The following is a 12,696-nucleotide window of genomic DNA, read 5'->3' as shown; positions in this document are numbered from 1 at the left end:
CCCCGGGGATCAGTTTTCGCCGTCCAGCGCCCCCAGGCCTGCGGCCACCTGCGACGCGCGCCGTGCAATCCGGTCGAGGTCTTCGACGATCAGCATCAACCGGCTGACAGACCCCGTGTCCAGAATCCCGGCAGACAGGAACCCCGCCGTCTGCACCCGATCTCTCAGGTCCTTGAGAATGTCGGCCAGATCCGATGCCATTTTCTGATCTTCCGGAGATGAAGTCGTCATACCATTGTCCTATTACGCGAAAGTGATTTTGTTGATGCTCGTTTTTGTAGACTGGCCGGAAACAAATTCACCCTCGCCAAAGGGCTGGCCTCACGGGCCATCCGGACAGACCGCACCCCTTTTGGATAGCACTGCACTCCGAATGTCCCCGTGCCGGACCGCCAAGGCGCGGATGCGGGCCTCCGCTCTTCAAACGGCACCGGAATCACGCTAATGCGGCGCAGACCCAGACAGGAGCACCGCCCATGATCCCCGCGACCTACCCGACCGCCGAAGAAATGGCCCGCCTGACCGCGCGCATGTTGTGGGAAATCGAGGCGGTGAATTTCATGCAGGATGAACCGTTCAAACTCGCCTCGGGCCAGTTGTCCCCGGTCTACATCGACTGCCGCAAGCTGATCTCCTACCCGCGCATCCGGTCGACCCTGATGGATTTCCTCACCGTCACAGTGATGCGCAACGCGGGCTTCGAGGCCTTCGACAACATCGCCGGCGGCGAAACGGCGGGCATCCCCTTTGCCGCGCTGGTGGCCGAACGCATGGCTCTGCCCATGACCTACGTGCGCAAGAAACCCAAGGGCTACGGCAAGAACGCCCGCATCGAGGGCGCCATGACCGAAGGTGAGCGCGTGCTGCTGGTCGAGGATCTGACCACCGACGGCGGGTCCAAGCTGTCCTTCGTCGACGCCATCCGCGAAACCGGCGCCACCTGCGGCCATACGGCGGTGATTTTCTACTACGGCATCTTCCCCGAGACGATCAAAACGCTGGGCGATCACGGCGTCGAACTGCACCATCTCTGCACATGGTGGGAGGTGCTGGCCGAAGCCCCGGCGAAACACGCGGGCGTCCTGTCAGAGGTCGAGTCGTTCCTCAAGGATCCGCACGGCTGGCGCGCCGCCCGCGCCTGATTCTGCCCTTGCGTAAACGTTATATCGACTTTTCTTGATTGTGGCTGGCCGGGCACAGGCCCGAGTCGTCTTGTCAAGATGTTGACGTACCGCCCCATGAGATGCCAACATCTCGTGGGGCGAACAAATCACAGCTTATCCCCAGAAACATACATTTTGCACCCCGGCGGGCCGACCTGCTAGGTCGGCGGCCTGAGCAGTGAGGGGGCGGGAATGAACGAGATCACAACGATCAATCCAACGGGCGTACAGGTCGAGGCACCCGATACCATGCCGCATTCGATCGAGGCCGAGCAGCAGCTGCTGGGCGCGATCCTGACCGAAAACGACATCTACGACCGGGTCGCTTCGATCATCAACGCGGGTCACTTCTATGACCCTGTGCACACCCGCATCTATGAGATCGCCTCCGCGCGGATTTCCAAGAACGCGCTCGCCTCCCCGGTGACGCTCAAGGCCTTCATGGAAGAGGACGAGGGCCTCAAGGAACTGGGCGGCCCCGCCTACCTTGCCCGCCTTGCCGCCTCTGCCGTCTCGACCTTTGCGGTGCGCGACTATGCGCAGATGATCTACGACCTCGCCGTGCGGCGCGATCTGATCCGTCTGGGCCGCGAGATTGCCGACAAGGCCGCCAAGGTCGACGTCAAGAACGAGCCGCGCGAACAGATCGTCGAGGCCGAACAGGCCCTCTACAAGATGGCCGAACAGGGCAAGAGCGACAGCGGTTTCGTCTCTTTCCTGCGCGCCGTCACCGACGCCGTGAACGTCGCCAACGCCGCCTATCAACGCGACGGCGGGCTGGCCGGCGTCTCGACCGGCCTGGTCGACATGGACAAAAAGCTGGGCGGCCTGCACGGCTCTGACCTTTTGATCCTTGCCGGACGTCCCTCCATGGGCAAGACCTCGTTGGCCACCAACATCGCCTACAACGTCGCCAAGACCTATCGCAAAGGCCAGATGCCCGACGGCAGCACCGGCGCGCTCGAAGGTGGCGTCGTGGGCTTTTTCAGCCTCGAAATGAGCGCCGAACAGCTGGCCAGCCGTATTCTGGCCGAGGCATCGGAAATCTCCAGCCACAAGATCCGTCAGGGTGACATGGACGAAGGCGAATTCCGCCGTTTCGTGCAGGCCGCCAAGGAGCTGGAGGCCTGCCCGCTCTTCATCGACGACACGCCCGCCCTGCCCATCAGCCAGGTCGCGGCGCGCGCCCGGCGTCTGAAGCGGACCCATGGGCTGGACCTGCTGATTGTCGACTACCTGCAGCTCTTGCGCGGCACCGCCGACAACCGGGTGCAGGAAATCGCCGAAATCTCCATGGGTCTCAAGGCGATCGCCAAGGAACTCAACATCCCCGTCATGGCCCTGTCACAGCTGTCGCGTCAGGTCGAAAGCCGCGACGACAAACGCCCGCAGCTGTCGGACCTGCGGGAATCGGGATCGATCGAACAGGACGCCGACGTGGTCATGTTCGTGTTCCGCGAAGAATATTACGCAGAGCGGGAAAAACCCTCGGATGACCGGCTGGACGAAATGGCCGTCTGGCAGGACCGGATGAGCCGCCTGCACGGCAAGGCCGAGGTCATCATCGGCAAGCAGCGTCACGGTCCCATCGGCACCGTCGAACTGTCGTTCGAATCGCAATTTACCCGCTTCGGCAACCTCGTCAAGCCCTGGCAGCAGGGCGACTACGAAGAATAACGGACACCCTCCAAGCAGCGGCGATCCGACCCGGAACCAGAGGCATCAGCCAAATGCGGACCGGATCGCCGGACAGGTGAAATCCTTCGCGAAAGATGCGAAGATCGCCCCGCAACATATTGACCTAAAACCGCTTTACAGCCAGATCGCCAACCCCAGGTACAGCCCCAATTCGCCCATCTGCTGCGATCCGCCCAGGCAGGCGCCGGTATATCCGCCGATCCGGTTGATGACGATCCGCCGAAAGGCCTGCGCCAGTAGCACCGATCCCGCGAACCCGCAGATCGCGGCGGTGGTGCCCGACACCACGACCAATCCCGCCAGCGCCAGACAGGTCAGCGCCAGCGCCACGCGATAGCCGTCCCGCGTCACCGCCGGGATGAATCGCTGCATCCCCTCGCTGCGGGCATAATACGTGGTCGCCGTCACATGCACCGCCGCCATGCGCCCCGCCGCATGGCCCGCGATCAGCGCCATCCCCGCCACCGGCCCGGAAAAACTGAACAGCAGCGCCAGCTTGAGCGCCAGAACCATGCCCAGCGTCACCGCGCCGTAAAACCCGAAGCCCGCGCCATCCATGATGCGCAGCACCTCGGCCCGGTTGCGCCCCGCGCTCAGCCCTTCTGACGCCTCGGCCAGCCCGTGTTCATGAAAGGCCCCGGTCAACAGCAGCGTGATCGCCAGCGACAGCACCACTGCCACGCCCCACGGCAGCACGGCGGCCGCGCTCCATAGCATCGCCGCGCCGCACAGCCCGATCAGCATTCCGACCGCCGTGTGATATTTGATCGACCGCACCTGCAAATCGTCGCTGTCAGGCAGATCGCGCGGCACCGGCAGCCGTGTCAGATAGGCCAGCGCCATCAGGAACAACAGCGCTTCCAGCCGCAATGCCGCGTACATGGCCTCTCCCTTGCTGACCGCTCTGATCCCAGAATATGCGGCAATCCGGCGCCGACAAGCCCACGCGCAAAGCGTTTTCCCGCTTGACGCCTCCGCCCAACCTGAAAAAAGACGAACCCATGGCACAGGCACAGCTTACAATCGATCTCGCGGCGCTGCGCGCCAACTGGCGCGCGCTCGCCGATATGTCACAAGCCGAAACCGGCGCGGTGGTCAAGGCGGACGCCTACGGGCTTGGCGTCGACAAGGTCGCCCCGGCACTGGCCGAGGAAGGCGCGCGGCGGTTCTTTGTCGCCATCGCCGAAGAGGGCGCCGAACTGCGCCAGATCCTTGGCCCCCGGCCAGAGATCTGCGTCTTTTCCGGCCACATGGAGGGCGACGCCTCCCTGATCCGCGACGCGCAACTGACGCCGATGATCAATTCCATCGACCAGATGCTGCGCCACGTCGAGGGGCTGCCGGGCCATTCCTTTGGCATTCAGCTCGATTCCGGCATGAACCGGCTGGGCATGGAACCGGCGGAATGGCGCGCCCTGCGCGAGATCGCGCTGGCGCAGCGCCCCAGCCTGGTGATGAGCCACCTCGCCTGCGCCGATGAACCGGCCCATGACATGAACACACAGCAATTGCGCGTCTTCCGCGACATGACCGACGGCATCGACGCGCCCCGATCGCTGTCCGCGACGGGCGGCATCCTGCTGGGCCCCGACTATCACTTTGATCTCACCCGCCCCGGCATCGGCACCTATGGCGGCCTGCCCTTCCTTGACGCGCGCCCCGTGGCGCATGTGCATCTGCCGGTGATCCAGATCCGCGATGTCGAACCGGGCGAAACCGTGGGCTACGGCAACACCTGGACCGCCGAACGCCCGACCCGCGTGGCAACCGTTGCGGCGGGCTACGCCGACGGCATCCTGCGCAGCATGAGCCACAAGGCCTCCCTCTGGGCGGATGAAACCCGCTGTCCCGTGCTGGGCCGCATCTCGATGGACCTGATCGGTGTCGATGTGACAGCGGCGGAGGGCGCGCCCGAGACGCTGGAACTGCTGGGCACACATCAAAGCGTGGACACGCTGGCCGACTGGGCTGGCAGCATCGGCTACGAAATCCTGACTTCGCTGGGGGCGCGGTACGCCCGCACCTATACCGGCGCGTGAGCCTTCTGTCCCCTCTGGGCGCGCTGGGACGCGCGACCCTGCTCCTGATGGCGATGGTCGGGCGCGTGGCCCTGTTCGGGCTGGAGGCGCTCAGCCATGTGCTGCGGCCGCCTTTCTATGGCCGCGAATTCGGCATGGCCCTGATGAACATCGGCTGGTTCTCCCTGCCTGTGGTGGGCCTCACGGCAGTCTTCACCGGCGGCGCGCTGGCCTTGCAGATCTATTCCGGCGGCGCGCGCTTCAACGCAGAGGCGGTGGTGCCGCAGATCGTCGCCATCGGCATCGTCCGGGAACTTGGCCCGGTCCTCGTGGGTCTGATGATCGCGGCGCGTGTCACCTCCAGCATCGCGGCAGAGATCGCCACCATGAAGGTGACCGAACAGATCGACGCACTGGTCACCCTCTCGACCAACCCGATGAAATACCTCGTCGCGCCGCGCGTTCTGGCGGCGCTGGTCGTGGTGCCGCTGCTGGTGGCCATCGGGGACGTGATCGGCGTGTTCGGCGGCTTTGCGGTCGCAACCGGATCGCTGGGGTTCAACCCCGCGTCCTATCTGAAGAACACGGTGAATTTCCTCGAATTCCTCGACATCGTGTCCTCGCTGGTCAAGGGCTGCGCCTTTGGCGGCATCGCCGCCCTGATGGGCTGCTATTTCGGCATGCACTCGGGCCGCGGCGCACAGGGCGTGGGCCGCGCGACCAAGGGCTCGGTCGAGGCGGCAGCGGTGCTGATCCTTGCGGCCAACTTCCTGCTGACGGGGGCGTTTTTCTCGCTATGACGGATCGCGGACCCATCCGGCCGGAGGCCCGGCCATGATCGAACTCTCACATGTGGCCAAGGCCTTTGGCGACAACCATGTGCTGCGCGACGTGAACCTGAACATCGCCAGCGGCACCTCGATGGTGATCATTGGCGGCTCCGGCACCGGCAAATCGGTGCTGCTGAAATGCATTCTCGGCCTTGTCGCGCCCGACAGCGGCACCATCACGCTGGACGGAGAGGACGTAACACGCGCCGACCGCGACGCCTTTCTCGCCCGCTTCGGTATGCTGTTCCAGGGCGGCGCGCTCTTCGACAGCCTGCCGGTCTGGCAGAACGTCGCCTTCCGCCTGTTGCGCGGCGCGCTGGCCAAACCGCGCGACGAGGCGCGCAGCATCGCCATCGAGAAACTGCGCCGCGTGGGTCTGAAACCGGATGTGGCGGACCGCTTTCCGGCGGAACTGTCCGGCGGGATGCAGAAACGCGTAGGCCTTGCCCGCGCCATCGCCGCCGAGCCCGAGATCATCTTCTTCGACGAACCCACCACCGGCCTCGACCCGATCATGGCAGGCGTGATCAACGAGCTGATCCGCGAGATCGTGACAGAGATGGGCGCCACCGCCATGACCATCACCCACGACATGACCAGCGTACGCGCCATCGCCGACAACGTGGCCATGCTGCACGACGGGGTGATCCAGTGGACCGGCCCGGTGCAGGAAATGGACAACAGCGGCGATCCCTACGTCGACCAGTTCATCTCGGGCCGGGCAGAGGGTCCGATCGAGGCGGTGCGATGAACAGCTACTTCCAACCGGACCCGGTGATCCTGTTCTTTCTCTTCGCAAAGAAGTTCATCTATCTCGAAGTGCTGGCGGTGCTTGCTGCCGTCCGGCTGTTCATGGGCCGCGGGCTGGCGCGCTGGCCCGCGCTGGTGACGCTGCTCCTGGCGCTCGGCGGGGTGGCGACGGTGCTGGCCCCGGCAACCGGCCTGAACAGCGGCCCGCTCTACGCCTCGGCGGCACGGATCATGGCTGGCAGCGGCGGCATCACCGCCCTTCTGGTGCCTTCCGCCGTCTTCCTGCTGAGCGCCCTGACCCCGGGCGTGCGCGCGCGCTGGATCGACGTGGTACATGTCCTGATGCTGATCGGGCTCCTGGGCCTGTGGTGGTGGACCTCGTGACTGGCCTTTGGGGCGCACTCCGCTGGGTCAACCTGGCGCTGCTGGTGCTCTACCCGGTGTCCTGGTTCGCGCCGCTCCTGCGCGCCGGTTTCCTGCCGCTTTTCGGGATGAGTGAAATCAGCCTCGTCTCCGGTCTGCAGTCGCTCTGGAAATCCGATGTGTTCCTTGCACTGCTGGTCACGCTCTTTGCGCTCTTTGCGCCGCTGATCAAGACGCTGGGCCTGGCGCTGGTCCAGTTCCACCTGCTCGACCGCCGCACCCTGCCGGTGCTCGAGGTGATCGGAAAGCTGGCCATGGCCGACATCTTCCTGATCGCGCTCTATATCACCCTGTCAAAGGGCATGGGGGTCGGGCGTCTGGAAACCGCATGGGGCCTTTATCTCTTCACCGCCTGTATCCTGACGTCGGTCTTCCTCGGCATTCTCGAAAAACGCCGCGCCGGCTGAAACGGTGCTTGGGGGCGGAGCCCCCATTTCTTCTCCCGCCCATTGGCCCCCGCGCATCGTTCAGGCATAAGCGCCCTGCCCCAATGCCGGAGTTCCCATGGCCAAAGCTACCGCCCGTTTCGTCTGCCAGTCCTGCGGCGCCGTGACTTCCAAATGGTCAGGCCGCTGCGAATCCTGTGGCGAGTGGAACACCATCGCGGAGGAAAAGCCGCTGAGCCAAGGCCCCTCGGGCAAGAGCCTCGGCCAGTCGCGGGGACGCGCGGTGGCCCTGACCGATCTGGCCACCAAGGAAGCGCCGCCGCCGCGGACCACCTGCAACATCGACGAATTCGACCGGGTTCTGGGTGGCGGCCTTGTTCCGGCCAGCGCGGTGCTGGTGGGCGGCGATCCGGGTATCGGCAAATCGACGCTGCTGCTGCAAGCCGCCGCAGCCTTTGCCAACGCCGGGCTGAAAGTGGTCTATATCTCGGGCGAAGAAGCCAGCGCGCAGGTGCGTCTGCGGGCGCGGCGGCTGGATCTGGAAACCGCGCCGGTGAAGCTGGCGACCGAAACCAATCTGCGCAACATCCTGACCACGCTGGACGAAACCCGTCCCGATCTGGCGATCATCGATTCGATCCAGACCATGTGGGCCGACAACGTGGACAGCGTGCCCGGATCCGTCAGCCAGGTGCGCGCCGCGGCGCATGAGCTGACCACCTTCGCAAAGCGCACAGGCTGTTCCGTCATGATGGTGGGTCACGTCACCAAGGACGGCCAGATCGCCGGGCCGCGCGTGGTCGAACACATGGTCGACACCGTGCTCTATTTCGAGGGTGAGCGCGGCCATCAGTTCCGCATCCTGCGCTCGGTCAAGAACCGCTTTGGCCCCACCGATGAGATCGGCGTTTTCGAGATGACCGGCGGCGGCCTCAGCCAGGTCCTGAACCCCTCTGCCCTGTTCCTGTCGGAACGCGGCCAGCCCGCGCCCGGATCGGTGGTGTTTTCCGGCATCGAAGGCACCCGCCCGGTATTGGTCGAGTTTCAGGCGCTGGTCTCGCCCAGCCCGCATTCGCAGCCCCGCCGGTCGGTCGTGGGATGGGACGGCAGCCGTCTGGCGATGATTCTCGCCGTGCTCGAATCGCGCTGCGGCATCCCCTTTGCCGGGCTGGACGTCTATCTGAACGTGGCCGGGGGCATGCGCGTGAACGAACCCGCCGCCGATCTGGCTGTGGCCGCTGCGCTACTTTCCGCCCGCGAGGACGCCGCCCTGCCCCCCGATACTGTGATTTTCGGCGAAATCAGCCTATCAGGGAGCCTGCGTCCGGTCGGTCAGTCAGAAAACCGATTGAAAGAGGCGCGCAAACTTGGTTTCTCCACGGCGATCCTGCCGCAAGGGGGAAAGGCCGCGTCCGAAGACGGCATGAAGCTGTCGCGGATTCCCGACCTGACCACCTTTGTGGGCGAAGTGTTCGGCGCTGGCTGAAACCGGCAGGCATACGGCAAGACACGGCCCCCGCGGCCAGAGTAACAGAGGCGAGCGAGGCATATGGAAGGCTTTACAATCGTGGATGGCGTCGTCGGCGTCATCATCGTGCTGTCGGGGTTGCTGGCGTATTCGCGCGGTCTGGTGCGCGAGGCCATGGCAATTCTCGGCTGGATCGCCGCGGCTGTCGTCGCCTTTCTCTTTGCTGGTCAGGTGCAGCCTCTGGTCAAGGAAATCCCGGTGATCGGCGATTTCCTGTCGGACAGCTGCGAATTGGCGATCATCGCCAGCTTTGCCGCCATCTTCACCGTGGCGCTGGTGGTTGTGTCGCTGTTCACGCCGCTGTTTTCCTCGATCATCAAGCGCACGGCGCTTGGTGGGCTGGACATGGCGCTGGGGTTCTTCTTTGGCGTGGCGCGGGGCATCCTACTCGTGGCGATCGCCTTCTTTGTCTATGAGGTGGTGATCACCGGGCAGGACATTCCGATGATCGACGATTCGCGCTCTGCCGCGGTCTTTGCCCAGTTCACCGGCCGGATCGAGGATCAGAACCCCGAACGCGCCCTTGGCTGGATCACTGCCCAGTACGAAGAACTGGTGAGCACCTGCGAAGCGCCGTAACCGCGCCGACCGTTGTCAGGATTTCTACACAAGCATCTCCGGTGCGCCCGACCGGCGCTCCGGATGTGATGTGACATCAACCGTCTGTCCCGGTGCTCCAATGGGTCAGCGACAGACCTGTCATTTCCTCAAGACGCAGACGTTCGCCGGCATATTGCCGCGAAAGAGCGTCGCGGGTTTCGCTCCGCAAGACCGGCACATCGCCCGGACGCCCTTCGATCCTGCGGCGCAGGGCCCTCCGGACCGCGGGCGGCATCAGGGTCTTCAGCGCCTTTTGCAACGGTCCGGGATGACGAAGCCTGCGGGTGATCGCCGGACGGGCCGTCACACCGTCCAGCGAGGAAGTGGCGTTCACCTGTTCGTTCTTCTCCAGCGGAATGGCACTCAGCCCGACATGCCCGCAGATCTCCCGCCACGCCTGATCCGGATCTGACAGCAAGGACTGATGCTCCAGTGTCAGGATCTGGTCGCGCGGAAAATGGTAAAGGTAGCGCGCGACCTGCGCTTCATAGTGCCCATGGGTCGCGTATCCGTGCCCCCAACTCCACCCGGCCTGCAACCGCTCCGGCTCTGCCTGCAGCGCAGCCTCGAAGCTCTGACAGGGCTCCAACCCGTCGCGCCTGTGGTGTTTGAACTGCGAAAAGGCCCGCGCCACCGGGTCGCGCAACAGGATGATGATGCGTGCATCCGGGCGCGCGGCGGCAATACGGGCGGCGGCTCCCTCATCCAGCAGGTAGACCGGAGACAGATCGCCCCGCAGCCGATCCCCCGATCCATGATAAAGCCGCGCGTAATCCTCATGCCGCGTGCAAATCGTCCCGACATACTGCGGGTCAAATGGCCCCTTGGCCGGAGCCGAGGATTGCCCCGCATAGGCAAAATAACCCGGCTCCTTCACCTCGGGCAGAAAGGCGCCCGGGTGCTGCCGCAACCAGGTGTACACCGCCGTCGTCCCGGCCTTCGCAGCCCCCACCAAAAAGAAGTCGGGACAATTGGTCGCCTTACTCATCCGGTGTGCACCTTTGCTGTCAAACCCGGGTCAAGTCTACACGGCCCCAAAACCGGGCAAAGCGCCGCAAACGGCGCGTGTATCAGGGCAATCGGACAGCAGACTGCCCTTTTGGTCAGATCTGCCGGTTCTGTCACAGATCTCATGTAATCGTTTCGTGACAATCCCGGACCGGCACATTAAACCCTGCTGCGAATGCAAAGTGGATTCGGAGCCGCCCTCTTGTCCGACCCTATATTCCCGCCCGCACATCCTTTTGACTTCGACGCCGTCCGCGATCCGGACGATGGCGACAAGCTCAAGGAGGAATGCGGCATCTTCGGCGTCGTCGGTGTCACCGACGCGGCGAACTTCGTGGCGCTTGGCCTGCACGCCCTGCAACATCGCGGACAGGAGGCCGGTGGTATCGTGGCCTACCATCCGGACCTTGGCGGGTTCAATTCCGCCCGGCGCTTCGGCTATGTCCGCGACAACTTCACCAAGCAGTCGCTGATGGAAACGCTGCCGGGCCAACTGGCCATCGGCCACGTGCGCTATTCCACCGCCGGCTCCAAGGGCCAGACCCAGATCCGCGATGTGCAGCCCTTCTTTGGCGAATTCTCCATGGGCGGTGCGGCCATCGCCCACAACGGCAACATCACCAATGCCGAGGCCCTGCGCCGCGAACTGATCGAGCGCGGCTCGATCTTTCAGTCCTCCTCGGACAGCGAATGCATCATTCACCTGATGGCGCGGTCCCTGCAGCGCGACATCCCGTCCCGGATGGAGGACGCGCTGCGCCGGGTCGAGGGCGCGTTCAGCGTTGTTGCCATGACCCGGACCAAGCTGATCGGTGTCCGTGACCCGCTGGGCGTGCGCCCGCTGGTGCTGGGCAAGGTCGGCGATGGCTGGGCACTCAGCTCTGAAACCTGCGCGCTGGATATCATCGGGGCCGAGTTTGTGCGCGAAATCGAGCCGGGCGAAATGGTGGTCATCACCGCCGACGGCGGCGTCGAATCGCACTTCCCCTTCCGCCGCGCCAAATCGCGCTTCTGCATCTTCGAACACGTCTATTTCTCGCGCCCCGATTCCATCATCGGCGGCCGGTCGGTCTATGAAACCCGCCGCCAGATCGGCGTGGAACTGGCGCGTGAGGCCCCGGTCGATGCCGACCTCGTCTGCCCCGTCCCCGACAGCGGCACCCCCGCCGCCATCGGCTTTGCCCATGAATCCGGCATTCCCTACGGCATGGGCATCGTCCGCAATCAATACATGGGCCGCACCTTCATCGAACCAACAGAGCAGATCCGCAACATGGGTGTGCGGCTCAAGCTCAACGTCAACCGCGCCCTGATCAAGGGCAAGAAGGTGATCCTTGTGGACGACTCGGTTGTGCGCGGCACCACCAGCCGCAAGATCAAGGAGATGATCCTTGATGCCGGCGCCGCCGAGGTGCACTTCCGCATCGCAAGCCCGCCCACCGCATGGCCCTGCTTCTACGGCGTCGACACGCCCCAGCGCGAAAAGCTGCTGGCCGCGACCATGTCAGAGGACGAGATGTGCGAACATCTGGGCGTCGACAGCCTGAAATTCATTTCGCTCGACGGGCTGTACCGCGCCGTGGGTGAGGCCGAAGGCCGCGACGCCAAGTGCCCGCAGTATTGTGACGCCTGCTTCTCCGGGGAATACCCGGTGGAACCGGCGGACATGATCCAGAAGGGTTTCCAGATGAAGGCGGCCGAGTGACAAGGGACGACGGCGCGCTGCTGGACCGGCTGCGCGCACGCCTGCCCCGGATCGACTCGCTGGCCGACATGGGCCAGCACGCAGCCAATCCCGCACCGCCCCTTTCACCCGACATCCAAAAGCGCGTGCAATCCACACTGGATTTCCCGCTTCCACCGCTTCTTATCCGCATCTGGCAGGACATCGGCAACGGCGGCTTTGGCCCCGGCTATGGGCTGCTTGGCATCGGTGACGGCTTTGCCGACGATCAGGACGCCACCGCCGACCGGCGCTACCTTGGCTTTCGCAAACCCGACCCGCTGACGCCGACATGGCTCTGGCCGCAGGGGCTTTTGCCGATCTGTCATCTCGGCTGCGCCATGTACGACTGCCTTGATACCACGCGCGACCGGATCATCATCTGGGAACCCAGCGCCTGGGATGAGGATCTGCCCATCGGCACAGCCCTCTTTGATACCGGCCTGACGCTCTTTGACTGGTTCGACCGCTGGTCGCGCGGACAGGACACCTTTCTCCTGCTCGACCCGGACGCGCCCGGCGACTACGCGCTTTCCCGCCTGTCCCCCCTGCCGGACTGACCCCGCCAA

The 12,696-nt window shown here is 64.6% G+C and carries 14 protein-coding genes; 11 read left to right on the top strand and 3 right to left on the bottom strand.

Translation table 11 applies throughout. The annotated features are described in order from the left end of the window. Positions 1 to 9: 9 nt before the first annotated feature. Positions 10 to 231 carry a hypothetical protein gene (locus ACTXGA_RS03155; protein WP_443391675.1) on the bottom strand — a complete coding sequence of 74 codons (222 nt, stop codon included), beginning with the start codon at positions 229 to 231 and terminating at the stop codon, positions 10 to 12. Between the two features lie 245 nt (positions 232 to 476). Between ACTXGA_RS03155 and ACTXGA_RS03150 the strand changes: the two genes are divergently transcribed. Both ACTXGA_RS03150 and ACTXGA_RS03145 read left to right on the top strand, forming a co-directional pair. After that, a complete protein-coding gene (locus tag ACTXGA_RS03150) occupies positions 477 to 1,142 on the top strand; it encodes an orotate phosphoribosyltransferase (protein ID WP_443391674.1) in 666 nt (221 codons plus the stop codon). Positions 1,143 to 1,355: 213 nt separating this feature from the next. Beyond that, positions 1,356 to 2,840: a replicative DNA helicase gene (locus ACTXGA_RS03145; RefSeq protein ID WP_443391673.1), complete on the top strand. Its 1,485-nt coding sequence runs from the start codon at positions 1,356 to 1,358 to the stop codon at positions 2,838 to 2,840. A gap of 135 nt (positions 2,841 to 2,975) precedes the next feature. Here ACTXGA_RS03145 and ACTXGA_RS03140 read toward each other — a convergent pair whose 3' ends face one another. Then, complete coding sequence (locus ACTXGA_RS03140; protein ID WP_443391672.1) at positions 2,976 to 3,743, bottom strand: adenosylcobinamide-GDP ribazoletransferase; 768 nt, start codon at positions 3,741 to 3,743, stop codon at positions 2,976 to 2,978. Positions 3,744 to 3,862: 119 nt separating this feature from the next. Between ACTXGA_RS03140 and alr the strand changes: the two genes are divergently transcribed. The 7 genes from alr (at position 3,863) to ACTXGA_RS03105 (ending at position 9,375) form a co-directional block, all read left to right on the top strand. Next, a complete protein-coding gene (alr, locus tag ACTXGA_RS03135; protein WP_443391671.1) occupies positions 3,863 to 4,900 on the top strand; it encodes an alanine racemase in 1,038 nt (345 codons plus the stop codon). Between the two features lie 47 nt (positions 4,901 to 4,947). Continuing rightward, entirely contained in the window at positions 4,948 to 5,679 is a 732-nt protein-coding gene (locus ACTXGA_RS03130; RefSeq protein WP_443392026.1) for an MlaE family ABC transporter permease, read from the top strand. Between the two features lie 34 nt (positions 5,680 to 5,713). Continuing rightward, positions 5,714 to 6,460, top strand: coding sequence for an ABC transporter ATP-binding protein (locus ACTXGA_RS03125; protein WP_443391670.1), 747 nt, complete (start codon positions 5,714 to 5,716; stop codon positions 6,458 to 6,460). Then, positions 6,457 to 6,843: a hypothetical protein gene (locus tag ACTXGA_RS03120; RefSeq protein ID WP_443391669.1), complete on the top strand. Its 387-nt coding sequence runs from the start codon at positions 6,457 to 6,459 to the stop codon at positions 6,841 to 6,843. The genes ACTXGA_RS03125 and ACTXGA_RS03120 overlap by 4 nt, the downstream gene beginning before the upstream one ends. Then, positions 6,840 to 7,289: a paraquat-inducible protein A gene (locus ACTXGA_RS03115; protein ID WP_443391668.1), complete on the top strand. Its 450-nt coding sequence runs from the start codon at positions 6,840 to 6,842 to the stop codon at positions 7,287 to 7,289. The genes ACTXGA_RS03120 and ACTXGA_RS03115 overlap by 4 nt, the downstream gene beginning before the upstream one ends. Positions 7,290 to 7,386: 97 nt before the next feature. Continuing rightward, positions 7,387 to 8,754, top strand: coding sequence for a DNA repair protein RadA (gene radA / locus ACTXGA_RS03110; protein ID WP_443391667.1), 1,368 nt, complete (start codon positions 7,387 to 7,389; stop codon positions 8,752 to 8,754). A gap of 63 nt (positions 8,755 to 8,817) precedes the next feature. After that, positions 8,818 to 9,375, top strand: coding sequence for a CvpA family protein (locus ACTXGA_RS03105; protein ID WP_443391666.1), 558 nt, complete (start codon positions 8,818 to 8,820; stop codon positions 9,373 to 9,375). A gap of 76 nt (positions 9,376 to 9,451) precedes the next feature. Here ACTXGA_RS03105 and ACTXGA_RS03100 read toward each other — a convergent pair whose 3' ends face one another. Then, positions 9,452 to 10,384 (bottom strand): sulfotransferase, encoded by a 933-nt coding sequence (locus tag ACTXGA_RS03100; RefSeq protein ID WP_443391665.1) that lies wholly within the window; start codon positions 10,382 to 10,384, stop codon positions 9,452 to 9,454. Between the two features lie 222 nt (positions 10,385 to 10,606). Here ACTXGA_RS03100 and purF point away from each other — a divergent pair, with 222 nt between their 5' ends. Both purF and ACTXGA_RS03090 read left to right on the top strand, forming a co-directional pair. Next, entirely contained in the window at positions 10,607 to 12,109 is a 1,503-nt protein-coding gene (gene purF / locus ACTXGA_RS03095) for an amidophosphoribosyltransferase (RefSeq protein WP_443391664.1), read from the top strand. Continuing rightward, positions 12,106 to 12,687, top strand: a complete 582-nt coding sequence (locus ACTXGA_RS03090) for an SMI1/KNR4 family protein (protein ID WP_443391663.1) — start codon at positions 12,106 to 12,108, stop codon at positions 12,685 to 12,687. The genes purF and ACTXGA_RS03090 overlap by 4 nt, the downstream gene beginning before the upstream one ends. Positions 12,688 to 12,696 lie beyond the last annotated feature (9 nt).

This window comes from Antarctobacter jejuensis (assembly GCF_052266595.1).
GTDB classification, from domain to species: Bacteria; Pseudomonadota; Alphaproteobacteria; order Rhodobacterales; family Rhodobacteraceae; genus Antarctobacter; species Antarctobacter jejuensis.
The sequence above is the reverse complement of the archived record's forward strand: the minus strand, read 5'-3'. Positions and strand labels throughout refer to the sequence as shown.

Excerpts from the sequence above, each read along its gene's own strand:
- ACTXGA_RS03155 (WP_443391675.1), bottom strand. The coding sequence starts at position 231 with ATGACGACTTCATCTCCGGAAGATCAGAAAATGGCATCGGATCTGGCC.
- ACTXGA_RS03150 (WP_443391674.1), top strand. The coding sequence starts at position 477 with ATGATCCCCGCGACCTACCCGACCGCCGAAGAAATGGCCCGCCTGACC.
- ACTXGA_RS03145 (WP_443391673.1), top strand. The coding sequence starts at position 1,356 with ATGAACGAGATCACAACGATCAATCCAACGGGCGTACAGGTCGAGGCA.
- ACTXGA_RS03140 (WP_443391672.1), bottom strand. The coding sequence starts at position 3,743 with ATGTACGCGGCATTGCGGCTGGAAGCGCTGTTGTTCCTGATGGCGCTG.
- alr (WP_443391671.1), top strand. The coding sequence starts at position 3,863 with ATGGCACAGGCACAGCTTACAATCGATCTCGCGGCGCTGCGCGCCAAC.
- ACTXGA_RS03130 (WP_443392026.1), top strand. The coding sequence starts at position 4,948 with ATGGCGATGGTCGGGCGCGTGGCCCTGTTCGGGCTGGAGGCGCTCAGC.
- ACTXGA_RS03125 (WP_443391670.1), top strand. The coding sequence starts at position 5,714 with ATGATCGAACTCTCACATGTGGCCAAGGCCTTTGGCGACAACCATGTG.
- ACTXGA_RS03120 (WP_443391669.1), top strand. The coding sequence starts at position 6,457 with ATGAACAGCTACTTCCAACCGGACCCGGTGATCCTGTTCTTTCTCTTC.
- radA (WP_443391667.1), top strand. The coding sequence starts at position 7,387 with ATGGCCAAAGCTACCGCCCGTTTCGTCTGCCAGTCCTGCGGCGCCGTG.
- ACTXGA_RS03105 (WP_443391666.1), top strand. The coding sequence starts at position 8,818 with ATGGAAGGCTTTACAATCGTGGATGGCGTCGTCGGCGTCATCATCGTG.
- ACTXGA_RS03100 (WP_443391665.1), bottom strand. The coding sequence starts at position 10,384 with ATGAGTAAGGCGACCAATTGTCCCGACTTCTTTTTGGTGGGGGCTGCG.